This is a genomic window from Vibrio sp. 1078-1, from assembly GCF_033340475.1.
Map to the genome: position 1 here is coordinate 1 of NZ_JAWOWM010000027.1, position 21,726 is coordinate 21,726.

The following is a 21,726-nucleotide window of genomic DNA, read 5'->3' on the forward strand; positions in this document are numbered from 1 at the left end:
GTCTACGTTTCGCGATCCGTGAAGGTGGCCGTACAGTAGGTGCTGGTGTTGTTGCTAAGATCTTCGACTAATTCATAGCGAATTAGCGATGCTTTCGGAAAATCTTGAATTAGATTTGACGAACCAGTAGCAAAAAGGGCATCATTTGATGCCCTTTTTCTGCACTCAACATTATTTTTGCTGTTTTCTTGTTCAGAAGTGGGTTGGGCGCAGAGCAAGATTAAGCAAAGAGGCTTAATCTTAAGAAGAGTACGCTGATTTTTTCAGCGATATGGAGTTTGCCCTGCAACAGCGGGGTTGTTGTCGTCTATATTAAGACTTGTAACAGGTTGGTTTTATGAAAGCAAATAATGCTGAAACTCCTGATAGCTCAAACGCAGCAGATACGTTTAAGTGGGTAGCCGCTTTCGTATTGGCAGCTGCCGCTGTTGTGGGTAATTACCTGTATGGTGAAATGTCTGTAGTGGTTCGTGCTGCAGGCGTTGTTGTTCTTATTGCAGCTGCCTTAGGCGTTGCAGCAACAACGACTAAAGGTAAAGCAGCGATCAGTTTTGCAAAAGAATCTCGTATGGAAGTACGTAAAGTTGTTTGGCCTACTCGCCAAGAAACCATGCAAACAACACTGATCGTTTTAGCTGTAAGTATTGTAATGGCTCTAGTGCTATGGGGTATTGACGGAATTATGGTTCGTCTAGTAGCTCTAGCAACTGGGGTATAGAGGGTTTTTATTCATGAGTGAAGCTCCAAAAAAACGCTGGTATGTGGTTCAAGCCTTCTCTGGATTTGAAGGTCGTGTAGCTCAATCTCTGCGCGAGCATATCAAAATGCACGGCATGGAAGAGCTATTCGGTGAAGTACTGGTTCCTACTGAAGAAGTAGTGGAAATGCGCGCGGGTCAGCGTCGCAAATCTGAGCGTAAGTTCTTCCCAGGTTACGTCCTTGTTCAGATGATTATGAACGATGAATCATGGCACCTAGTACGCAGTGTGCCGCGTGTCATGGGCTTCATTGGTGGTACCTCAGACCGTCCGGCACCTATCACGGATAAAGAGGCTGACGCGATTCTTAATCGTCTTGAGAAAGCGAGTGAAGCGCCTCGTCCGCGTACAATGTACGAAGCGGGTGAAGTGGTACGTGTTAACGAAGGTCCATTTGCTGACTTCAACGGTACTGTTGAAGAAGTGGATTACGAGAAGAGCCGCCTGAAAGTGTCTGTATCGATCTTTGGTCGTGCGACACCAGTTGAGCTTGAATTTGGTCAGGTTGAAAAGCTGGACTAAGACTCTTCGTTAAAGAGTATAAAAAATCACCTTTTTAGGGTTGTATAAGGCGCGGATTATGACTATAATTTCGCGCCTTTTTACTTCAAGTGAAGTAAAAAGTTTCTTACACAAACGGGGAGCTGATCCGCGATTAGCGTTTGTACCCAAACTTAGGAATTATCATGGCTAAGAAAGTTGAAGCTTACATCAAGCTACAAGTTGCTGCTGGTATGGCTAACCCTAGTCCACCAGTAGGTCCTGCACTAGGTCAACACGGTGTGAACATCATGGAATTCTGTAAAGCGTTCAACGCAAAAACAGAATCTATTGAGAAAGGTCTACCAACTCCAGTAGTTATCACAGTATACAGCGACCGTTCTTTCACGTTCGTAACTAAGACTCCACCTGCTGCTGTTCTTCTTAAGAAAGCTGCTGGCGTTAAGTCTGGTTCAGGTCGTCCAAACACTGAAAAAGTTGGTACTGTAACTGACGCTCAAATCCAAGAAATCGCAGAAACTAAAGCTGCTGATATGACTGGTGCTGACATCGAAGCGATGAAGCGTTCTATCGCTGGTACTGCTCGTTCAATGGGCCTAGTGGTAGAGGGTTAATAAGATGGCAAAACTAACTAAGCGCATGCGCGTAATCCGCGAAAAAGTTGACGTAACTAAAGAATACGAAATCAACGAAGCTGTTGCTCTTCTTCAAGAACTAGCGACTGCTAAATTCGTTGAGTCTGTAGACGTTGCTGTTAACCTTGGCATTGATGCTCGTAAATCTGACCAGAACGTACGTGGTGCAACTGTACTACCTCACGGTACTGGCCGCGAAATCCGCGTTGCAGTGTTCACTCAAGGTGCTAACGCTGAAGCAGCTAAAGAAGCTGGCGCAGACATCGTAGGTATGGAAGATCTTGCTGAGCAAGTTAAGAAAGGCGAAATGAACTTTGACGTAGTTGTTGCTTCTCCAGATGCAATGCGCGTTGTAGGTCAACTAGGTACTATCCTAGGTCCTCGCGGTCTTATGCCAAACCCTAAAGTTGGTACTGTAACTCCTAACGTTGCTGAAGCAGTTAAAAACGCTAAAGCTGGTCAGGTTCGTTACCGTAACGACAAAAACGGCATCATCCACACTACTATCGGTAAAGCAAACTTCTCTGCTGAGCAGATCAAAGAGAACCTAGAAGCACTTCTAGTTGCTCTGAAGAAAGCTAAGCCATCTTCAGCGAAAGGTACTTTCCTGAAGAAAGTAAGCATCTCTACTACTATGGGTGCTGGTGTTGCTGTTGATCAGGCTAGCCTGAACACTCAAGCATAATTTATTTGCTTAGGCGCAAAATTAGTGTATAATTTTGCGCCTAATATTTGTGGTTGGGGCTGAACTTTGGTTCTTTGAACTGTCTCCTAGTTCGAAATGAATTAAGACCCAGTCTCCGTCCAAGACCGTAGGTGTTTGTGTAAAAGCAAACTTAATTATCCTACGTAGATGGTGCCCGAACTGACAGAAAGCTCTATGTAATATAGTTAACTTTCTTCTGGGGAAGCACCTCAATAGCTCTCACTGTCGTGATGATAGTGAGTGGTGTAACGACAACCAGGAGTAAATCCAAGATGGCTTTAAACCTTCAAGACAAAAAAGCAATTGTTGCTGAAGTCAACGAAGCTGCCAGTGGTGCACTTTCTGCAGTTGTAGCTGATTCTCGTGGCGTTCAAGTTGGCGCGATGACTTCTCTACGTAAACAAGCTCGTGAAGCTGGCGTTTACATGAGAGTTGTTCGTAACACTCTTGCTCGTCGTGCGGTTGAAGGTACTGAGTACGAGTGTCTAACTGACACTTTCACTGGTCCTACTCTAATCGCATTCTCTAATGAGCACCCAGGTGCTGCAGCGCGTCTTTTCAAAGACTTCGCTAAAGAGAACAAAGATTTCGAGATCAAAGCTGCTGCATTTGAAGGCGCTTTAACTGACGCTGAAGTACTAGCAACACTACCAACTTACGACGAAGCAATTGCACGCCTAATGATGTGCATGAAAGAAGCTTCGGCTGGCAAGCTGGCGCGTACTATCGCAGCTATCCGCGATCAAAAACAAGAAGCAGCGGCATAAGCCTTGCTTTTTACTGGTTGCTTAATAAACTTATTGTTGACTTAAAAGAGAATTGTTATGTCTATTACTAACGAGCAAATCCTAGACGCAGTTGCAGAAATGTCTGTAATGCAAGTTGTTGAACTAATCGAAGCAATGGAAGAGAAATTCGGTGTTTCTGCTGCTGCTGCTGTTGTAGCTGGCGGCGCTGCTGCAGGCGAAGCTGCTGCTGAGCAAACTGAATTCGACGTAATCCTAGAAGCTGCTGGCGGTAACAAAGTTGCTGTAATCAAAGCAGTACGTGGCGCAACTGGCCTAGGTCTTAAAGAAGCTAAAGCTCTAGTAGACGGCGCTCCAGCACCTCTTAAAGAAGGTGTTGAGAAAGCAGAAGCTGAAGCTCTTAAAGCTCAGCTAGAAGAAGCTGGTGCAACTGTTGCTGTTAAGTAATTATTGCATAGTTTCTTAGCCTAACGGCTAATTGGCTGGTGGTTTTTTAACCACCGGCCTTTTTGCGCTGTAGGGTATAGGCGAATTTTCCCGCTGTTTAAGCGCCTGATATCCATGCAAAAAACATTTCATTCTTACGAAATGAAATGTCACTACAGTAAACAGCTATATTAGTCACTGTCCCTTACCCCCCTTAAGTAACTAGGAGCGGGCGGACAGTTTGGGTCACTTATCAGCGAGCTGAGGAACCCCATGGTTTACTCTTATACCGAGAAAAAGCGCATCCGTAAGGACTTTGGTACTCGTCCACAAGTTTTGGACATTCCATACCTGCTATCGATCCAGCTCGATTCGTTCGACAAATTTATCGAACAGGATCCTGAAGGTCAATACGGTCTTGAAGCCGCTTTCCGTTCTGTATTCCCGATTCAGAGCTACAACGGCAATTCTGAGCTGCAATACGTTAGCTACCGTCTTGGTGAGCCAGTTTTTGACGTTAAAGAATGTCAAATCCGCGGTGTAACTTACTCAAAGCCACTACGTGTAAAACTACGCCTAGTTATCTTTGATAAAGACGCGCCAGCAGGTACTGTAAAAGACATTAAAGAACAAGAAGTCTACATGGGTGAAATTCCACTCATGACAGACAATGGTACCTTCGTAATCAACGGTACCGAGAGGGTTATCGTATCCCAGCTGCACCGAAGCCCAGGCGTGTTCTTCGACAGCGATAAGGGTAAGACCCACTCTTCAGGTAAAGTTTTATACAACGCACGTGTTATTCCTTACCGTGGTTCATGGCTTGATTTCGAGTTTGATCCTAAGGATAACTTGTACGTTCGTATCGACCGCCGTCGTAAGCTACCAGCATCGATCATCCTTCGTGCACTAGGTAAGTCGACAGAAGAAATCCTAGATATCTTCTTCGAGAAAGTGAACTTCGAAGTGAAAGACCAAACTCTATTGATGGAGTTGGTTCCTGATCGTCTACGTGGTGAAACTGCGTCATTCGACATCGAAGCAAATGGTAAAGTTTACGTTGAGCAGGGTCGTCGCGTAACAGCTCGTCATATCCGCCAACTAGAAAAAGATGGCGTTGATCACATCGAAGTACCAGTTGAGTACATCGTTGGTAAAGTTGCATCTAAAGATTACATCAATGAAGCAACTGGCGAGATCATTGTTAACGCTAACCAGGAAATCAGCCTGGAAGCACTAGCGAACCTATCTCAGGCTGGCCACAAAGCGCTAGAAGTTCTATTCACGAACGATCTAGACCACGGTCCATTCATGTCAGAAACACTACGTATCGACAGCACGGTTGATCGTATTTCTGCATTGGTAGAAATCTACCGCATGATGCGCCCTGGTGAGCCGCCAACAAAAGAAGCTGCAGAAGCTCTATTCGAAAGCCTCTTCTTCTCTGAAGAGCGTTACGATCTATCGACTGTTGGTCGTATGAAGTTCAACAGCTCTATCGGCCGTGAAGATGCTCAAGAGCAAGGCACACTTGATGAAACTGATATCATCGAAGTGATGAAGAAGCTGATCGCGATCCGTAACGGTAAGGGCGAAGTGGACGATATCGACCACCTAGGCAACCGTCGTATCCGTTCTGTAGGCGAAATGGCTGAGAACCAGTTCCGTGTAGGTCTAGTACGTGTTGAGCGTGCAGTTAAAGAGCGTCTAAGCCTAGGCGATCTTGACGCAATCATGCCTCAAGACTTGATCAACGCGAAGCCAATTTCTGCGGCAGTTAAAGAATTCTTTGGCTCTTCACAGCTTTCACAGTTCATGGACCAAAACAACCCGCTATCAGAAGTAACGCACAAGCGTCGTATTTCTGCGTTGGGTCCTGGCGGTCTAACTCGTGAACGTGCTGGCTTCGAAGTACGTGACGTACACGTAACTCACTACGGTCGTCTATGTCCTATCGAAACGCCTGAAGGTCCAAACATCGGTCTGATCAACTCTCTATCTGCGTTTGCGCGTTGTAACGAGTACGGTTTCCTAGAGACACCATACCGTCGCGTTGTAGATGGCGTAGTAACAGACGAAGTAGATTACCTATCTGCAATCGAAGAAGGCCAATTCGTTATCGCACAGGCGAACGCTAAGCTAAACGAAGATGGTACTTTTGCAGATGAGCTGATCACAGCTCGTCAGAAAGGTGAATCTGGTCTACACCCTCGTGAGCACGCTCAGTACATGGACGTTGCGACAAACCAGGTTGTATCTATCGCTGCATCGCTTATCCCGTTCCTAGAACACGATGATGCGAACCGTGCATTGATGGGTGCGAACATGCAACGTCAGGCAGTTCCAACACTGAAAGCTGACAAACCGCTTGTTGGTACTGGTATTGAACGTAACGTAGCAGTTGACTCAGGTGTAACTGCAGTTGCTAAACGTGGTGGTGTAATCCAGTCAGTAGATGCTTCTCGTATCGTTGTTAAAGTTAACGAAGAAGAGCTAGTACCAGGTGAAGCTGGTATCGACATCTACAACCTGACTAAATACACACGTTCTAACCAGAACACATGTATTAACCAGCGCCCATGTGTGATGCCAGGTGAGCCTGTATCACGCGGTGACGTTCTTGCTGATGGTCCTTCAACAGACCTTGGTGAACTAGCGCTTGGTCAAAACATGCGTATCGCGTTCATGCCTTGGAACGGTTACAACTTCGAAGACTCGATCTTAGTATCTGAGCGCGTAGTTCAAGAAGACCGTTTCACGACTATCCACATCCAAGAACTGACTTGTGTGGCGCGTGATACTAAGCTTGGTTCTGAAGAGATCACAGCGGATATTCCAAACGTAGGTGAGTCTGCTCTGTCTAAACTAGACGAGTCAGGTATCGTTTACATCGGTGCTGAAGTTAAGGGTGGCGACATCCTAGTTGGTAAAGTTACACCTAAAGGTGAAACTCAGCTAACGCCTGAAGAGAAGCTACTACGTGCAATCTTCGGTGAAAAAGCATCTGACGTTAAAGATACTTCACTACGTGTACCTAACTCTGTATCAGGTACGATCATCGACGTTCAAGTCTTTACTCGCGATGGCGTAGAGAAAGACAAGCGTGCGCTTGAAATCGAACAGATGCAGCTTAAAGAAGCGAAGAAAGACCTAACTGAAGAATTCCAGATTCTTGAGGGCGGCCTTCTAAACCGTGTTAAAGCTGTATTGATTGAAGGCGGTTACTCTGAAGCGAAACTAGACACAACTGATCGTAAGAAGTGGCTAGAACTAACGCTAGAAGATGACGCACTACAAACTCAGCTTGAGCAACTTGCTGAGCAGTGGGATGAGCTAAAAGCTGACTTCGATAAGAAGTTCGAAACTAAGCGTCGTAAGATCACTCAAGGTGATGATTTAGCACCTGGCGTCCTGAAGATCGTTAAGGTTTACCTAGCGGTTAAACGTCGCATTCAGCCTGGTGATAAGATGGCGGGTCGTCACGGTAACAAGGGTGTAATCTCTAAGATCAACCCTGTTGAAGACATGCCATACGATGAGAAAGGTCAGCCTGTAGACATCGTACTTAACCCACTGGGTGTACCTTCGCGTATGAACATCGGTCAGATCCTAGAAGTACACTTAGGTCTGGCAGCGAAAGGTATCGGTGACAAGATCAACCAGATGGTTAAAGAGCAGCAAGAACTAGCGAAATTCCGCGAGTTCCTACAAAAAGTTTACGATCTAGGCGACACTCGCCAGAAAGTAGACATTGCTTCTCTATCTGATGATGAAGTACGTACTCTGATCAAGAACTTGCGTGGCGGTCTACCAATCGCGACTCCTGTATTTGATGGCGCTCCAGAAGAGTCAATCAAAGCACTTCTTGAGCTAGCAGATCTACCAACATCAGGTCAGTTAACACTGTTTGATGGTCGCACAGGTGATGCGTTTGAGCGTCCTGTAACTGTTGGTTACATGTACATGCTGAAACTGAACCACCTTGTTGATGACAAGATGCACGCTCGTTCAACTGGTTCGTACAGCCTAGTAACTCAGCAGCCACTAGGTGGTAAAGCTCAGTTCGGTGGTCAGCGTTTCGGTGAGATGGAAGTATGGGCACTAGAAGCATACGGTGCTGCTTACACGCTACAAGAAATGCTAACGGTTAAGTCGGATGACGTTAACGGCCGTACTAAGATGTACAAGAACATCGTAGACGGTAACCACAGCATGGAACCTGGCATGCCAGAATCGTTCAACGTACTGTTGAAAGAGATCCGCTCGCTAGGTATCAACATCGAGCTAGAAGACGAAGAGTAATCCTTTTCTCTCTTGATGAAAGTCGAGAGAATCAAAGCGATTATTTGGAAGAAGGTGCTCACTTTAGCAAGTGAGCTCCTTTTAACTCCTTACAGGAGCTGATTGTGAAAGACTTATTAAACTTTCTAAAAGCACAGCATAAGACCGAAGAATTTGATGCAATCAAAATCGGTCTATCTTCACCAGACATGATCCGTTCATGGTCTTTCGGTGAAGTTAAAAAACCTGAAACGATCAACTATCGTACGTTCAAACCTGAACGCGATGGTCTGTTCTGTGCGCGTATCTTTGGTCCAGTTAAAGACTACGAATGTCTTTGTGGTAAGTACAAGCGCCTGAAGCACCGTGGTGTTATCTGTGAGAAGTGTGGTGTAGAAGTTACACAAACTAAAGTTCGTCGTGACCGTATGGGCCACATTGAACTGGCTTCACCAGTAGCTCACATCTGGTTCCTAAAATCGCTACCGTCTCGTATCGGTCTACTAATGGATATCCCTCTACGTGATATCGAACGCGTTCTGTACTTCGAAATGTACGTAGTAACAGAGCCTGGTATGACTGATCTAGAAAAAGGTCAGATGCTTACTGAAGAAGAGTATCTAGATCGTCTAGAAGAGTGGGGCGACGAGTTCACTGCTAAGATGGGTGCGGAAGCTATCAAGGACCTACTAGGTTCTATGGATATGCACGCTGAAGCAGAACAAATGCGTGAAGAGTTAGAGACAACAAACTCTGAAACTAAGCGTAAGAAAGTAACTAAGCGTCTTAAGCTGGTAGAAGCGTTCATCGCATCGGGTAACAACCCTGAGTGGATGATCCTAACTGTACTTCCAGTACTTCCGCCAGATCTACGTCCTCTAGTACCTCTAGATGGCGGTCGCTTTGCGACTTCTGATCTTAACGATCTATACCGTCGTGTGATCAACCGTAACAACCGTTTGAAGCGTCTTCTAGAGCTAGCTGCTCCGGACATCATCGTACGTAACGAAAAACGTATGCTGCAAGAGTCTGTTGATGCGCTACTAGATAACGGTCGTCGTGGTCGTGCGATCACAGGTTCTAACAAGCGTCCTCTGAAATCTCTTGCTGATATGATCAAGGGTAAACAAGGTCGTTTCCGTCAGAACCTTCTAGGTAAACGTGTAGACTACTCTGGCCGTTCTGTAATCACAGTAGGTCCATACCTTCGTCTACACCAGTGTGGTCTTCCTAAGAAGATGGCACTTGAGCTATTCAAACCATTCATCTACAGCAAGCTAGAGACTCGTGGTCTTGCGACTACAATCAAAGCTGCTAAGAAAATGGTAGAGCGTGAAGAAGCGGTCGTTTGGGATATCCTAGACGAAGTAATCCGTGAACACCCAGTACTATTGAACCGTGCACCGACACTTCACCGTCTAGGTATCCAGGCGTTCGAACCAGTACTGATCGAAGGTAAAGCTATTCAGCTACACCCACTTGTTTGTGCGGCGTACAACGCGGACTTCGATGGTGACCAAATGGCGGTTCACGTACCTCTAACTCTAGAGGCACAACTTGAAGCTCGTACTCTGATGATGTCGACAAACAACATTCTGTCGCCAGCGTCAGGTGATCCGATCATCGTACCTTCTCAGGACGTTGTATTGGGTCTGTACTACATGACTCGTGAAAAGATCAACGTGAAAGGTGAAGGCATGTACCTTTCTGGCCCAGAAGAGGCTGAGAAAGCATACCGCACTAAACAAGCTGAGCTTCACGCACGCGTTAAAGTACGTATTACAGAAACTGTTGTAGACGAAGATGGCAACAGCACTACAGAAACCAAGATGGTAGACACCACTGTTGGTCGTGCAATGCTATGGCAAATAGTGCCAGCTGGTCTACCGTACAGCATCGTTAACCAAAAGCTAGGTAAGAAGCAAATCTCTAACCTACTTAACGAGGCGTACCGTAAACTAGGTCTGAAAGACACAGTAATCTTCGCTGACCAAATCATGTACACAGGTTTCGCATACGCGGCACTTTCTGGTGTATCTGTTGGTATCGACGATATGGTTGTACCAGCAGCTAAGTACACTGAAATCGCAGAAGCGGAAGAAGAAGTACGTGAAATCCAGGAACAGTACCAATCAGGTCTTGTTACTGCAGGCGAACGCTACAACAAAGTTATCGATATCTGGGCATCGACCAACGACCGTGTTGCGAAAGCAATGATGGAAAACCTTTCATCTGAAACGGTAGTTAACCGTGACGGTGAAGAGGAACAGCAAGAGTCATTCAACAGCATCTACATGATGGCGGACTCGGGCGCTCGTGGTTCTGCAGCACAGATTCGTCAGCTTGCGGGTATGCGTGGTCTGATGGCGCGTCCAGATGGTTCAATCATCGAAACGCCGATCACCGCGAACTTTAAAGAAGGTCTAAACGTACTTCAGTACTTTATCTCAACGCACGGTGCTCGTAAGGGTCTTGCGGATACGGCACTGAAAACAGCGAACTCGGGTTACCTAACTCGTCGTCTAGTAGACGTTGCTCAAGACGTTGTTGTAACTGAACATGACTGTGGCACTCACGAAGGTGTCGACATGATGCCTCACATCGAGGGTGGTGATGTTAAAGTTGCACTTTCTGAGCTTGCTCTTGGTCGTGTTGTTGCTGAAGACGTACTAAAACCTGGTACTGAAGACGTTCTTATTCCACGTAACACCCTGATCGATGAGAAGTGGTGTCAAATCATGGAAGAGAACTCAGTAGACAGCATGAAAGTGCGCTCTGTAGTAACGTGTGATTCTGACTTCGGTTGTTGTGCACAGTGTTACGGTCGTGACCTAGCACGTGGTCACCTAGTGAACCAAGGTGAAGCAGTGGGTGTTATTGCTGCTCAGTCTATCGGTGAGCCAGGTACACAGCTAACGATGCGTACGTTCCACATCGGTGGTGCGGCATCGACAGCAGCGGCAGAGAACAGTGTTCAAGTTAAGAACAACGGTTCTATCAAGCTACACAACGCTAAATCTGTATTGGCTGATGACGGTAAGATCGTTATCACTTCTCGTGCGACAGAGTTAACTATCGTTGATGAGTTTGGTCGTACTAAAGAGAAGCACAAACTGCCTTACGGTACGCTACTAAGCAAAGGCGATGGTGATACAGTTCAAGCTGGCGAAACAGTTGCAAACTGGGAAGCGCACACACTACCTATCATTACTGAGGTAGCAGGTCGCATCCAGTTCGTAGATATGATCGACGGCGTAACAGTATCTCGTCAAACGGATGACCTAACTGGTCTATCTTCAAGCGAAGTAACTGACCCAGCAGCTCGCCCTTCAGCAGGTAAAGATATGCGTCCAGCTATCAAACTTGTTGACGAGCAAGGTAACGATGTAATGATCCCTGGTACTGATATGCCAGCTCACTACTTCCTACCTGGTAAAGCGATTGTGAACATCGAAGATGGCGCAGCAGTAGGTGTTGGTGCAACACTAGCACGTATTCCTCAGAAGTCTGGCGGTAACAAAGATATCACCGGTGGTCTTCCACGAGTTGCTGACCTATTTGAAGCACGTAAGCCGAAAGAGCCTGCAATCCTTGCTGAGCACACAGGTACTGTGAGCTTTGGTAAAGAGACGAAAGGTAAACGTCGCCTAGTGATCACACGTGAAAGCGGTGAAGCTTACGAAGAGATGATTCCTAAGCATCGTCAGTTGAACGTATTCGAAGGTGAAAAAGTTGAACGTGGTGATGTGATCGCAGATGGTCCAGAGTCTCCACATGACATCCTACGTCTACGTGGCGTACACGCGGTAACGCAGTACATTGCTAACGAAGTACAGGAAGTTTACCGTCTACAAGGCGTTAAGATTAACGATAAGCACATTGAAACTATCGTTCGTCAGATGCTACGTAAGTGTACTATTACTCACTCTGGTGACTCTGAGTTCCTACCTGGTGAACAGATTGAGTACTCACAAGTTAAGATTGCTAACCGTAACCTAGAAGCTGAAGGCAAAGAGCCTGCACGTTTCGAACGTGAACTACTAGGTATTACTAAAGCATCTCTAGCGACTGAGTCGTTCATCTCTGCGGCATCGTTCCAGGAGACAACTCGCGTACTAACAGAAGCTGCGGTTTCTGGTAAGCGTGATGACCTACGTGGTCTGAAAGAGAACGTAATTGTTGGTCGTCTGATCCCTGCTGGTACTGGTTTCGCATACCACCAAGAGCGTCAAGCTAAACGTTCTGAAGCGCAAGATGGTCCTTCTGCTGAGCAAGCAACGGATAACCTAGCGGCACTTCTAAACGCTGGTTTCTCTTCTGAAGAGTAAGTCATATAACGAGTAATCGTTAAAAGCTTAAGAAAAAGGCACCTTCGGGTGCCTTTTTAGTTTTTTATACTACTTTGTTCTTCCGGTGGGATTTTCGATAAAGCTAGAAACAAAAAAGACCGACGATGATCGTCAGTCTTTTCTCTCACTCTATTTCTGAATGTTTGCAAATACTAAGCTCCAGGTGGCATAGACAGGCTTTCTGCGATTTGCTGTATCAGATAGTCCTCGACTTCAAAGCGAGTCTCAAGAATTTCCCCAATGAGACACATATCAGAATCGAAATCATTTAATTCATCATCTTCAGTCACTTCTGAGTACTTATCGTTAAAGTTCAATAATGGTTCAGTCGTTAGAACAATTTGACCATAGGTTTGATTGATCTCATTAGTCACGACAAAGCCGGTTGCTTTCCAACGGTCCATAACCATGTCATAAATTTTAAAGTGGCCTTCGGAGATGTAATCAACGAGGTGCTGACAGAAATCCTGCAGTTCGGAAGGAGATGGGAGTTCAATAACATTGGTTTTCGAACAAGGTTGCAGCGCTGCAAGCTTACAATATTCAACAATCAGGGATTGTCGTGTCTCTAACCAGTGATCAATGACATCACTTGAGCCACCCCACTGGTCTTGTGTTTGTTTGAATTTTCTTAGCATGACCATGCCCTCATGATCTGATCGCCCATCGGCGAACGTATCCTTTGCAAAGCAAAGTTAGTAAAGTTATTACAAACTCTTGTCCTTACTAGAATTTAGAGTGCACATTTACTTAACGATAAACTCTAGTATGAAATTAGATTGCCAGTAAAATGAACGAACTTCAAGCAAAGGGATGGTGTAATGTTAAGAAAAGGTGATGTTAACCGCGCGATAAATGCATACTGGTGTGTTGTTGCAGGAAGTGAAATTTGGCTGGTGGATGGTGCTGTGCCCTTCGGGTCTGCAGAGCAGTTATCACTGCCAGTAACGAGTGCAAGACCCATTGGTGAGTATTCTGGTTCGCCCGTCATGTGGCTTAACTTGGCCGATTTAGAGCATGATCTACCTTTAGTATCCCTGCGTGACTGCCTGCATTTTCCTGAGCCATTATTTATGTTGTTAAGTAAAGCTGTGCAATATGGGCACATGACGCAAAGTTTGCGCTTTTGTCCACAGTGCGGAGGAAGAAACTTTCTTAATAATAACCAGTTAGCCATGCAGTGTGGTGAATGTCGCACCCTTCATTATCCTAGAATATTTCCGTGTATTATCGTTGCTGTACGTAAAGAAAATCAGATCTTATTAGCCCAACATCCAAGGCATCGAAATGGTATGTATACGGTTATTGCGGGTTTTCTAGAAGTCGGTGAGACATTAGAAGAGTGCGTGGCTCGAGAAATTCATGAAGAAACGGGAATTCTCGTTAAAAATATTCGTTACTTTGGCAGCCAGCCTTGGGCTTTCCCATCCAGTATGATGATGGGGTTTTTAGCTGACTATGAATCCGGAGAGTTAAGCCCAGACTACACTGAGCTGTCTGATGCACAATGGTTTGGTATCGATGAGATGCCGCCTGTTGCGCCTAAAGGAACTATTGCAAGAGCACTTATCGAACAAACGCTGAAAGATATAGACTCTAATTGTCTGATAAATAGATAAAAAAAACCCTCCGAGAGGGAGGGGGTAAGTAAGATGTCGTTATGAGATGCTGAGTACTAAGTACTCAGTTTATAATTGTAGTTTTCGCTAGCGAACAAATTTTTAACACTGATACCGATTGGGTGCAAATTAAGCATTGATTTAAAAGTTAATAACTTGATCCAGGTTGCAAAGCACACAGCTATTGGACTTAAATCAGTGATAGAATACCCCCTTTCACAGAAAGCCTAACAGTTGGAATTACGGAATGACTGAATTAAAAAATGATCGTTATCTGCGTGCGCTTTTAAAAGAGCCGGTAGATTACACGCCAGTGTGGATGATGCGCCAGGCAGGTCGTTACCTACCAGAATACAAAGCGACTCGTGCAGAAGCGGGTGATTTCATGTCTTTGTGTCGAAATGCAGAATTAGCATCCGAAGTGACACTTCAACCATTACGCCGTTTTCCTCTTGATGCCGCGATCTTATTCTCGGACATCTTAACGATTCCAGATGCAATGGGGCTTGGTTTGCGTTTTGCTGCGGGTGAAGGACCTGTTTTTGATAACCCAATTACATGCAAAGCCGACGTGGAAAAAATTGGTTTGCCAGATCCTGAAGGTGAACTGCAATACGTAATGAACGCAGTACGCCAGATCCGTAAAGACCTGAAGGGTGAAGTGCCGCTGATTGGTTTTTCTGGTAGTCCTTGGACTCTTGCGACGTATATGATCGAAGGTGGTAGCTCTAAAGCGTTTACCAAGATCAAGAAGATGATGTACGCGGAACCACAAACTCTGCACCTACTTCTAGATAAGCTGGCAGACAGCGTTATCGAGTACTTAAACGCGCAAATTAAAGCGGGTGCGCAATCGGTAATGGTATTTGACACATGGGGTGGCGTACTAACGCCTCGTGATTACAATTTGTTCTCACTGCAATACATGCACAAGATTGTAGATGGTCTGATTCGTGAAAACGACGGTCGTCGCGTGCCAGTCACACTGTTTACTAAGAATGGCGGCATGTGGCTTGAGCAAATCGCAGCAACGGGCTGTGATGCGGTTGGTCTAGACTGGACAATCAACATTGCAGACGCGAAAGTACGTATCGGTGATAAAGTGGCTCTGCAAGGTAACATGGACCCATCAATGCTTTACGCTTCGCCAGAGCGTATCCGTGAAGAAGTCGCGGGTATTCTAGAAGGTTTTGGTAATGCAGGTACTGGTCATGTGTTCAACCTAGGTCACGGTATCCATTTGGATGTGCCGCCAGAAAACGCGGGTGTATTTGTGGAAGCGGTACACGAGCTATCTAAGCCGTACCACAAGTAACTTCGACTTTTTGAAATCAAATGCCGGCATTCAGTGCCGGTATTTTTTTACCTAAAATTCAGTTTTTCTATCTGAGACTCAAGGCTGTACAGCTCTAGTAGTATTTGGCCTACTATGATCTAATTACTACTCTAGCTGTACACTGGATGTTAAAGTTTAATATAAACAAATACTTATGATTTCGGGTTTTATGTTCTAATTTTCTTGTACAGATAAACAAGCAATTAGATCATGGGTGACCTAAAGCATCGAGTGAACGCGTTTTTTAAGGTATGGCACGACGTCAGATTCAAACCAAGGATTCTTCTTTAACCACAATGTATTGCGTGGAGATGGGTGAGGGAGCGGGATAAAGTCCGGTTCCCAATCTTGCCATTGCTGAACGGTTTGCGTGAGCGTCTTTGGTTTGTTGGTGAGATAGTACTGCTGCGAGTACTGACCAATTAGTAGAGTGAGCTCTATATTGGGCAGCTGCTCAAGAATCTTTTTATGCCAAGTGGGCGCACATTCTTTACGAGGCGGTAAATCACCAGAGTTCCCTTTGCCTGGATAACAGAATCCCATTGGGACAATGGCAATTTTATTTGGGTCGTAGAAAACGTCTTTGTCGATATCGAGCCATTGGCGTAATCGATCACCACTTGGGTCATTCCAAGGTATCGAGGTTTTGTGTACACGTGTGCCAGGGGCCTGACCGATGATTAGGATGCGTGCCCCTTTTGCTGCTTGCACGACAGGGTTTGCACCCAAAGGTAAGTTATCCGCGCAGATCTGGCAGGCCCTCACTTGCTGCAATAGCTCGTCTAACGACATTCTTAGTAACCCTTTTCGAAATCCACTTGATAATTTAATGAAAACCCATCGCGCCAGCGTAGATAGTTGTCAGCAAAAATCTCGATGACTTGCTCGGGAAAACTCAGCGCAGCAATGTGTGGAGTGATGGTGACTTGCGGTAGTTTCCAAAATGGATGCTCTACCGACAACGGTTCTTGCTCAAACACATCTAAGAAGGCGTGTTCTACCCAACGGTTTTTCAGAGCGAAGAGCAACCCTGCCTCATCCAGTACGTCGCCACGACCTACGTTAAACAATAACGCCTGATTTAGTTGGCTGAGCGTTTGACGATTAAGTAACTGTCGCGTCTCAGGTGTACTTGGTAGAGTATTCACAACGATGTCGGCTTGCTCAAATGCCTTACTTAGTTCATTGATATGAAAGGTCTGATGAAACTCGCCGCCTGGAGTAGGGATACCTGTGCGGTTAATACCGATAGTTTTTATCCCCATTGCTTTAGCGGCGTTGCCCAGATAGCCCCCAATGCTACCGGTACCAAGAATTACCATGGTTTTACTTTGTAATGACGTGTATAGGTGAGGCTGCCATTGTTTGTTTTGTTGCTGCTGGTGGTATCGGGCAAAGTGGCGGTAATGGGCAATACTGTAACCCAAAACATATTCAGCAATCAGTGGACCAAAGATGCCTCGAACGTTAGTTAGAGTATAGTCCTGACGAAGGCTAGGGGATGTTAAGGCGTTGACACCAGCAAACGTGGATTGTACCCATTCAAGCTGTGAAAACTCGTCTAAGCTTTGTGATAGTAAGGGTGGATCCGCTAGTACGATCTGAGCGGCTTCTGGTTGGTCGGTGAGACAAAGATCGGGCAGATTTTTCTCTGCCAGTAACGTTTTGTAGGTGTCGCGATGCTCTGAGAGCAGGAAAATCTGATTTGAATGCGGCATTAACTTTTTTCCCTGTGATGAATCAAGTACACTTTCGCTGTTTTTTTCTTCAATGATTGAGTGACTATGCTTAAGAATCCTCTTCAGGTTCGTTTAGAAAAACTAGAACCTTGGCAACAAATTACCTTTATGGCGTGTCTGTGTGAACGCATGTATCCAAACTATGCGATGTTTTGTGAGAATACAGAATTTGCTGACCCGCGTGCTTACCGAGCGATTCTTGATAGTGTATGGGAAATTTTGACAGTTAAGAACGCGAAAATTAACTTCGAACGTCAATTGGAGAAGTTAGAAGAGTTGTTCCCAAGTGCGGATGAGTTCGATTTTTACGGCGTTTACCCAGCGATGGACGCGTGTCAGGGTTTGTCTACGTTACTGCATGGTCTATTGGACCGCGACTACCTTTTCGATTCAATGCTTAAAGTGAGTCAACAGTCGGTACAAACCGTTGCTGATCTAGAGCAAGCACAAGGCGCAGAGCCAATCACTAACGACAACCAGAAAGAAAACGAAGCCGTATGTGAAGAGTGGGACGTCCAGTGGGCTATCTTCCGTCCGCTGCGTGAAGCGGTAGAACGTGACATCAGCTTGATTAAAGATTTGCGTGAAGAGCTACGTGAAGAAGGTGTGAGCAACATCGGTATTGCACTTTAATCGTTGAATAAATAGAAAAAGGCATCCTAACTGGATGCCTTTTTTGTTTGTGCGTTTAAGCTGTTATACCTAATGCTGATTACGATTCTTTCGAGTCGGATTTCGGTGGCTCTTGAGCTTCTGGCTCTTTATCCTGCTTCTCCGGCTCATTATCTTCTTCATCGTCATCGCGGCTTTCGATTACGCCGTGCATTTCTTTCCAGCTTTCCCAGCGTTGGTAAGCCAGCTCCTGCATGTCAGTGCTTTTATCTGCTTCGTCGATGATCTCCTCGCCTACGAGGTGTTCAAAAATATCTTCCAACGTTACCAAACCTAGCACGGTACCGTATTCATCAACAACAAGTGCCAGCTGTAAGCGATGAGTCATCATCTGGTCGAATACTTTAGGTAAAGTGGTATTGTTTAGCACCACTTGAATTGGGCGCATGATTGCTCCCAACTGTTTCTGTCCACAACCTGATTGTTGTAGTTTGAACAACTCAAGGCGATGCACAAAACCAATGATGTTATCTTTCTGTTCGCTGTAAACCAATGGGCGTGAGAAAGGCGTATCTTTGTGTTTTTCTAGGAACTCATTGATGGTCATTGTGGCATCGACACGGAATACTACTGGTCGTGGCGTCATAACCTGCGTTACGGGTACATCTTGGATGCCAAGCAAGTTGCTTAAGATTTTTGATTCACCCTCGGCAAATTCACCGCTTTCACGTGCCAGAATCGCCATTGCAGACAGCTCATCACGCATCTTTGGAGCTTCGTGGTTACGAGCAAGACGCTTGGTGATTTGCTCTGAGAACCAAACAAAGGGTGTAAGCGCCCATACCATCCAACGCAATGCGACCGCGGCAGCGGGTGCCAACTGGCGCCAGTAGGTCGCGCCAATCGTCTTCGGTACGATTTCTGAAAGCACTAAGATCGCCAATGTCAGCACTGCCGAAAAGATACCTAATGCTTCGCTACCAAATACAACCGCAGCTTGTGCACCAGCAGTGGCCGCGCCGATCGTGTGAGCGATGGTGTTTAAAGTCAGAATAGATGCCAGTGGTCGGTCGATATCTGATTTCAGCTTAGCCAATTGCCCAGCTGCGGGATGCCCCTGTTGATTGAGCTGCGCAATGTAGCTCGGACTGATACTCAGCAGTACCGCCTCCAGCACCGAACAGATAAACGAAATGCCGATTGCAATAGAGATATAAATGGATAACAGCAGCATAGTTGCCCTTGAATGTAGTTTGATAGTGGTTATTTGCAGCTATTATAACCGCAAAAGTGACTTATAAATTGGTCCAAATACCTTGGAAAGCAAGGGTTTTCAGGGGGTATGTGGTAACAAATTGTGAGTTATTACTCATATTATGGCTAAAAGTACGTCAGAAAATCGAAAGATCGCTTACAAACCTTTGCCAGATGGGGCATTTATGTTTTAGAGTGAGACGAATTCGATAACCTATGAGAAGGGAAACCTAATGAACAAGACCCAATTAATCGACTTTATCGCAGAGAAAGCAGACCTATCAAAAGCACAAGCAAAAGCTGCTCTTGAAGCGACTCTTGATGGTGTAACTGGCGCACTTAAAGAGGGTGACCAAGTTCAACTAATTGGTTTTGGTACATTCAAAGTAAACCACCGCGCTGCACGTACTGGTCGTAACCCTAAGACTGGTGACGAGATTCAAATCGCAGCAGCTAACGTACCAGCATTCGTAGCAGGTAAAGCGCTGAAAGAATCAGTAAACTAAGTTAGAATGCACCGAGGTATCCTGCCTCGGTGCAATTTCATGAAAAAACATCTACTCACTTCACTTCTCCTATCTAGCCTTACCCTTTTTGGCTGTTCGTCGGTTGAAACTCCTAATTTAGAACAATTCACGCATTTTTCTGGTGGTAAAGTTGCGGGAGATGCTAGCAGCTTGTACTGGATGACAGAGAAACTCACTCGTGTGAGTACGGCGGCTGATTATGTGACTATGGTGGACAATGGTTGGTTCCAGAGTGATTATCGCTGGGATGAAGGTGAGTTGCGAGAGTTGATTCGAAAAGGCGAGCAAGTTGATACCAAACAAGAGTTGGTGCCTTTTCAAATCCACATCCGTTTCAATAAAGATGGCGAAGCGGTTTACCAAAAATATCGTGTTAACCGTAAAGTCTTACCACTTCAGCATGACCAATTAGAGCGCTACAAAGCAGAAGCGAATGACGTAGTGGCATCGGTTAAGGCGCAGTCTCGTAACAATCAGAGCCTTATTCAAGGTTATTGGAATGGTCAATCGTTTGAAACCTGCAAAGGTAAGGTGTTCTCGACGCTCGAGTTTAATCAGACGTTGCCAAAATTTATTATCGAGCGTCTCTCATCGGTAGACAGTTATGTGGCTTTTGTCGGCAAGCAGTCACGAAACAAAGCAATGGTCGATGAACTGTTGATGCTCAATGACGATGACTTTGATTGTGTTTCTCGGCCAACGTTGATCTCTGAATAAACATTGCTTCGAATTCTGTCGAACAAGAACAATAAAAAAGGCGCTGAGTGCGCCTTTTGTTTTTTAGCCAACTCATGTTGTTTTTATTTTTCTTGCTCACGTGCAATTGCACGGTAGCCGATGTCGTTGCGATGGAACATGCCATCCCAACGGATCTGTTTTGCAAGCTCGTAAGCACGCTGCTGCGCTTCTAATACACTGTTGCCAAGTGCGGTTGCACAAAGAACACGACCACCGTTTGTCACGATGTCGCCATCTTTGTTATCTGTACCAGCATGGAAGACTTTTTCGCCTTCAATTTCAACTTGTGGCAGACCCGAAATAACGTCGCCTTTGTTGTACGCTGCTGGATAACCACCGGCTGCTAGCACGATACCAATCGATGCTCGTGGATCCCACTTCGATTCCGCTTGATCCAGTTTCTCGTCGATTGCCGCTAGGCACAGATCAACAAGATCCGATTCCATGCGCATCATGATAGGTTGTGTCTCAGGATCACCGAAGCGGCAGTTGTACTCGATTACTTTCGGAGTGCCGTCTTTGTCGATCATCAGACCCGCGTATAGGAAACCAGTGTAAGGGTTACCTTCAGAGGCCATGCCACGTACTGTTGGGTAAATCACTTCTTCCATGATGCGGTTGTGGATTTCCTGTGTTACCACTGGAGCTGGAGAGTATGCTCCCATGCCACCGGTGTTAGGACCAGTATCTTTGTCGCCTACGCGTTTGTGGTCTTGGCTGGTGGCCATTGGCAGAACGTTCTCACCATCCACCATCACGATGAAGCTTGCTTCTTCACCATCTAGGAACTCTTCGATAACGACACGACTACCAGCATCACCAAATGCGTTGCCTGCTAGCATGTCTTTGATTGCGTCCTCAGCTTCTTCTAGCGTCATTGCCACAATCACGCCTTTACCAGCTGCAAGGCCGTCGGCTTTCACCACGATCGGTGCACCTTGCTCACGCACGTAAGCCAGTGCAGGCTCGATTTCAGTGAAATTCGCGTAGGCACCCGTTGGAATTTGGTGACGAGCAAGGAAGTCTTTGGTAAACGCTTTAGAGCCTTCAAGTTGCGCTGCGGCTTGGGTAGGACCAAAGATTGGTAAGCCCGCTTCGCGGAACGCATCAACCACACCAATAACCAATGGTGCTTCTGGGCCAACGATAGTCAGTTCAATCGCCTTCTCTTTGGCGAAAGCAACAAGGCCAGTGATGTCTTCTACATCGATGTTTACGTTCTCTAGTTTTGGCTCTAGTGCTGTACCTGCGTTGCCTGGAGCAATGAAAATAGTCTCAACATTTGGGTTTTGCGCTGCTTTCCAGCCTAGCGCATGTTCACGACCGCCTGAACCAATGATTAAAACTCGCATATGAAAATCCTTAATCTTATAAATACCGTTTGCTCAAACTCAGATATTTCGCAAAGACCTGAGTATGGCCTCTCTAATTCAGTGGGACGAGGACAAGGCGACAAGTGAACTTATTCCTATGAGCATAGTATGCTATGTGATTAGGAT

At 45.8% G+C, this 21,726-nt stretch carries 18 protein-coding genes and 1 pseudogene; 14 read left to right on the forward strand and 5 right to left on the reverse strand.

What is annotated here, in order from left to right; genetic code table 11:
• From R7190_RS24420 to rpoC, 9 genes and pseudogenes are all read left to right on the forward strand, one after another.
• Positions 1–71: pseudogene (locus R7190_RS24420) on the forward strand (elongation factor Tu); the annotation flags it as partial.
• A gap of 266 nt (positions 72–337) precedes the next feature.
• Positions 338–718, forward strand: a complete 381-nt coding sequence (gene secE, locus R7190_RS24425; protein WP_005384680.1) for a preprotein translocase subunit SecE — start codon at positions 338–340, stop codon at positions 716–718.
• 13 nt (positions 719–731) lie between these two features.
• Positions 732–1,280: a transcription termination/antitermination protein NusG gene (gene nusG, locus R7190_RS24430; RefSeq protein WP_005384681.1), complete on the forward strand. Its 549-nt coding sequence runs from the start codon at positions 732–734 to the stop codon at positions 1,278–1,280.
• A 164-nt stretch (positions 1,281–1,444) separates the two neighbouring features.
• The gene (gene rplK, locus R7190_RS24435) at positions 1,445–1,873 is read left to right on the forward strand and encodes a 50S ribosomal protein L11 (protein ID WP_005384682.1); all 429 of its coding nucleotides are present in this window, start codon (positions 1,445–1,447) and stop codon (positions 1,871–1,873) included.
• A 4-nt stretch (positions 1,874–1,877) separates the two neighbouring features.
• Positions 1,878–2,579: a 50S ribosomal protein L1 gene (rplA, locus tag R7190_RS24440; protein WP_005384683.1), complete on the forward strand. Its 702-nt coding sequence runs from the start codon at positions 1,878–1,880 to the stop codon at positions 2,577–2,579.
• 293 nt (positions 2,580–2,872) lie between these two features.
• Complete coding sequence (gene rplJ, locus R7190_RS24445; protein WP_005382538.1) at positions 2,873–3,367, forward strand: 50S ribosomal protein L10; 495 nt, start codon at positions 2,873–2,875, stop codon at positions 3,365–3,367.
• Positions 3,368–3,424: 57 nt separating this feature from the next.
• Positions 3,425–3,793 carry a 50S ribosomal protein L7/L12 gene (rplL, locus tag R7190_RS24450; RefSeq protein WP_005382540.1) on the forward strand — a complete coding sequence of 123 codons (369 nt, stop codon included), beginning with the start codon at positions 3,425–3,427 and terminating at the stop codon, positions 3,791–3,793.
• Positions 3,794–4,045: 252 nt separating this feature from the next.
• Complete coding sequence (gene rpoB, locus R7190_RS24455) at positions 4,046–8,074, forward strand: DNA-directed RNA polymerase subunit beta (RefSeq protein ID WP_005384685.1); 4,029 nt, start codon at positions 4,046–4,048, stop codon at positions 8,072–8,074.
• Between the two features lie 104 nt (positions 8,075–8,178).
• Positions 8,179–12,381 (forward strand): DNA-directed RNA polymerase subunit beta', encoded by a 4,203-nt coding sequence (gene rpoC, locus R7190_RS24460; protein WP_005382514.1) that lies wholly within the window; start codon positions 8,179–8,181, stop codon positions 12,379–12,381.
• 173 nt (positions 12,382–12,554) lie between these two features.
• On the opposite strand, the gene R7190_RS24465 is transcribed toward rpoC, so the two are convergent.
• Positions 12,555–13,046 (reverse strand): Rsd/AlgQ family anti-sigma factor, encoded by a 492-nt coding sequence (locus R7190_RS24465; RefSeq protein WP_005382515.1) that lies wholly within the window; start codon positions 13,044–13,046, stop codon positions 12,555–12,557.
• Between the two features lie 177 nt (positions 13,047–13,223).
• Between R7190_RS24465 and nudC the strand changes: the two genes are divergently transcribed.
• Both nudC and hemE read left to right on the forward strand, forming a co-directional pair.
• Positions 13,224–14,021 (forward strand): NAD(+) diphosphatase, encoded by a 798-nt coding sequence (gene nudC / locus R7190_RS24470; protein WP_005382516.1) that lies wholly within the window; start codon positions 13,224–13,226, stop codon positions 14,019–14,021.
• Between the two features lie 247 nt (positions 14,022–14,268).
• A complete protein-coding gene (hemE, locus tag R7190_RS24475) occupies positions 14,269–15,336 on the forward strand; it encodes a uroporphyrinogen decarboxylase (protein ID WP_054577305.1) in 1,068 nt (355 codons plus the stop codon).
• Between the two features lie 240 nt (positions 15,337–15,576).
• Here hemE and R7190_RS24480 read toward each other — a convergent pair whose 3' ends face one another.
• Positions 15,577–16,149 carry a uracil-DNA glycosylase family protein gene (locus R7190_RS24480; RefSeq protein WP_005382518.1) on the reverse strand — a complete coding sequence of 191 codons (573 nt, stop codon included), beginning with the start codon at positions 16,147–16,149 and terminating at the stop codon, positions 15,577–15,579.
• A 2-nt stretch (positions 16,150–16,151) separates the two neighbouring features.
• Positions 16,152–17,075, reverse strand: coding sequence for a D-2-hydroxyacid dehydrogenase (locus tag R7190_RS24485; protein ID WP_054577304.1), 924 nt, complete (start codon positions 17,073–17,075; stop codon positions 16,152–16,154).
• A gap of 66 nt (positions 17,076–17,141) precedes the next feature.
• On the opposite strand from R7190_RS24485, the gene R7190_RS24490 reads away from it, so the two are divergent.
• Positions 17,142–17,729: a YjaG family protein gene (locus tag R7190_RS24490; protein WP_005382520.1), complete on the forward strand. Its 588-nt coding sequence runs from the start codon at positions 17,142–17,144 to the stop codon at positions 17,727–17,729.
• 79 nt (positions 17,730–17,808) lie between these two features.
• Here R7190_RS24490 and R7190_RS24495 read toward each other — a convergent pair whose 3' ends face one another.
• On the reverse strand, positions 17,809–18,942 hold the full coding sequence (locus R7190_RS24495) for a hemolysin family protein (protein WP_054579646.1): 1,134 nt from the start codon (positions 18,940–18,942) through the stop codon (positions 17,809–17,811).
• A 253-nt stretch (positions 18,943–19,195) separates the two neighbouring features.
• On the opposite strand from R7190_RS24495, the gene hupA reads away from it, so the two are divergent.
• Positions 19,196–19,468: a nucleoid-associated protein HU-alpha gene (hupA, locus tag R7190_RS24500; protein ID WP_005382524.1), complete on the forward strand. Its 273-nt coding sequence runs from the start codon at positions 19,196–19,198 to the stop codon at positions 19,466–19,468.
• Positions 19,469–19,507: 39 nt separating this feature from the next.
• Complete coding sequence (locus R7190_RS24505) at positions 19,508–20,206, forward strand: DUF1481 domain-containing protein (RefSeq protein ID WP_033907149.1); 699 nt, start codon at positions 19,508–19,510, stop codon at positions 20,204–20,206.
• Between the two features lie 83 nt (positions 20,207–20,289).
• On the opposite strand, the gene purD is transcribed toward R7190_RS24505, so the two are convergent.
• Entirely contained in the window at positions 20,290–21,579 is a 1,290-nt protein-coding gene (gene purD, locus R7190_RS24510; RefSeq protein WP_132937365.1) for a phosphoribosylamine--glycine ligase, read from the reverse strand.
• Positions 21,580–21,726: the final 147 nt, after the last annotated feature.

Excerpts from the sequence above, each read along its gene's own strand:
- secE (WP_005384680.1), top strand. The coding sequence starts at position 338 with ATGAAAGCAAATAATGCTGAAACTCCTGATAGCTCAAACGCAGCAGAT.
- nusG (WP_005384681.1), top strand. The coding sequence starts at position 732 with ATGAGTGAAGCTCCAAAAAAACGCTGGTATGTGGTTCAAGCCTTCTCT.
- rplK (WP_005384682.1), top strand. The coding sequence starts at position 1,445 with ATGGCTAAGAAAGTTGAAGCTTACATCAAGCTACAAGTTGCTGCTGGT.
- rplA (WP_005384683.1), top strand. The coding sequence starts at position 1,878 with ATGGCAAAACTAACTAAGCGCATGCGCGTAATCCGCGAAAAAGTTGAC.
- rplJ (WP_005382538.1), top strand. The coding sequence starts at position 2,873 with ATGGCTTTAAACCTTCAAGACAAAAAAGCAATTGTTGCTGAAGTCAAC.
- rplL (WP_005382540.1), top strand. The coding sequence starts at position 3,425 with ATGTCTATTACTAACGAGCAAATCCTAGACGCAGTTGCAGAAATGTCT.
- rpoB (WP_005384685.1), top strand. The coding sequence starts at position 4,046 with ATGGTTTACTCTTATACCGAGAAAAAGCGCATCCGTAAGGACTTTGGT.
- R7190_RS24465 (WP_005382515.1), bottom strand. The coding sequence starts at position 13,046 with ATGGTCATGCTAAGAAAATTCAAACAAACACAAGACCAGTGGGGTGGC.
- nudC (WP_005382516.1), top strand. The coding sequence starts at position 13,224 with ATGTTAAGAAAAGGTGATGTTAACCGCGCGATAAATGCATACTGGTGT.
- hemE (WP_054577305.1), top strand. The coding sequence starts at position 14,269 with ATGACTGAATTAAAAAATGATCGTTATCTGCGTGCGCTTTTAAAAGAG.
- R7190_RS24480 (WP_005382518.1), bottom strand. The coding sequence starts at position 16,149 with ATGTCGTTAGACGAGCTATTGCAGCAAGTGAGGGCCTGCCAGATCTGC.
- R7190_RS24485 (WP_054577304.1), bottom strand. The coding sequence starts at position 17,075 with ATGCCGCATTCAAATCAGATTTTCCTGCTCTCAGAGCATCGCGACACC.
- R7190_RS24490 (WP_005382520.1), top strand. The coding sequence starts at position 17,142 with ATGCTTAAGAATCCTCTTCAGGTTCGTTTAGAAAAACTAGAACCTTGG.
- R7190_RS24495 (WP_054579646.1), bottom strand. The coding sequence starts at position 18,942 with ATGCTGCTGTTATCCATTTATATCTCTATTGCAATCGGCATTTCGTTT.
- hupA (WP_005382524.1), top strand. The coding sequence starts at position 19,196 with ATGAACAAGACCCAATTAATCGACTTTATCGCAGAGAAAGCAGACCTA.
- R7190_RS24505 (WP_033907149.1), top strand. The coding sequence starts at position 19,508 with ATGAAAAAACATCTACTCACTTCACTTCTCCTATCTAGCCTTACCCTT.
- purD (WP_132937365.1), bottom strand. The coding sequence starts at position 21,579 with ATGCGAGTTTTAATCATTGGTTCAGGCGGTCGTGAACATGCGCTAGGC.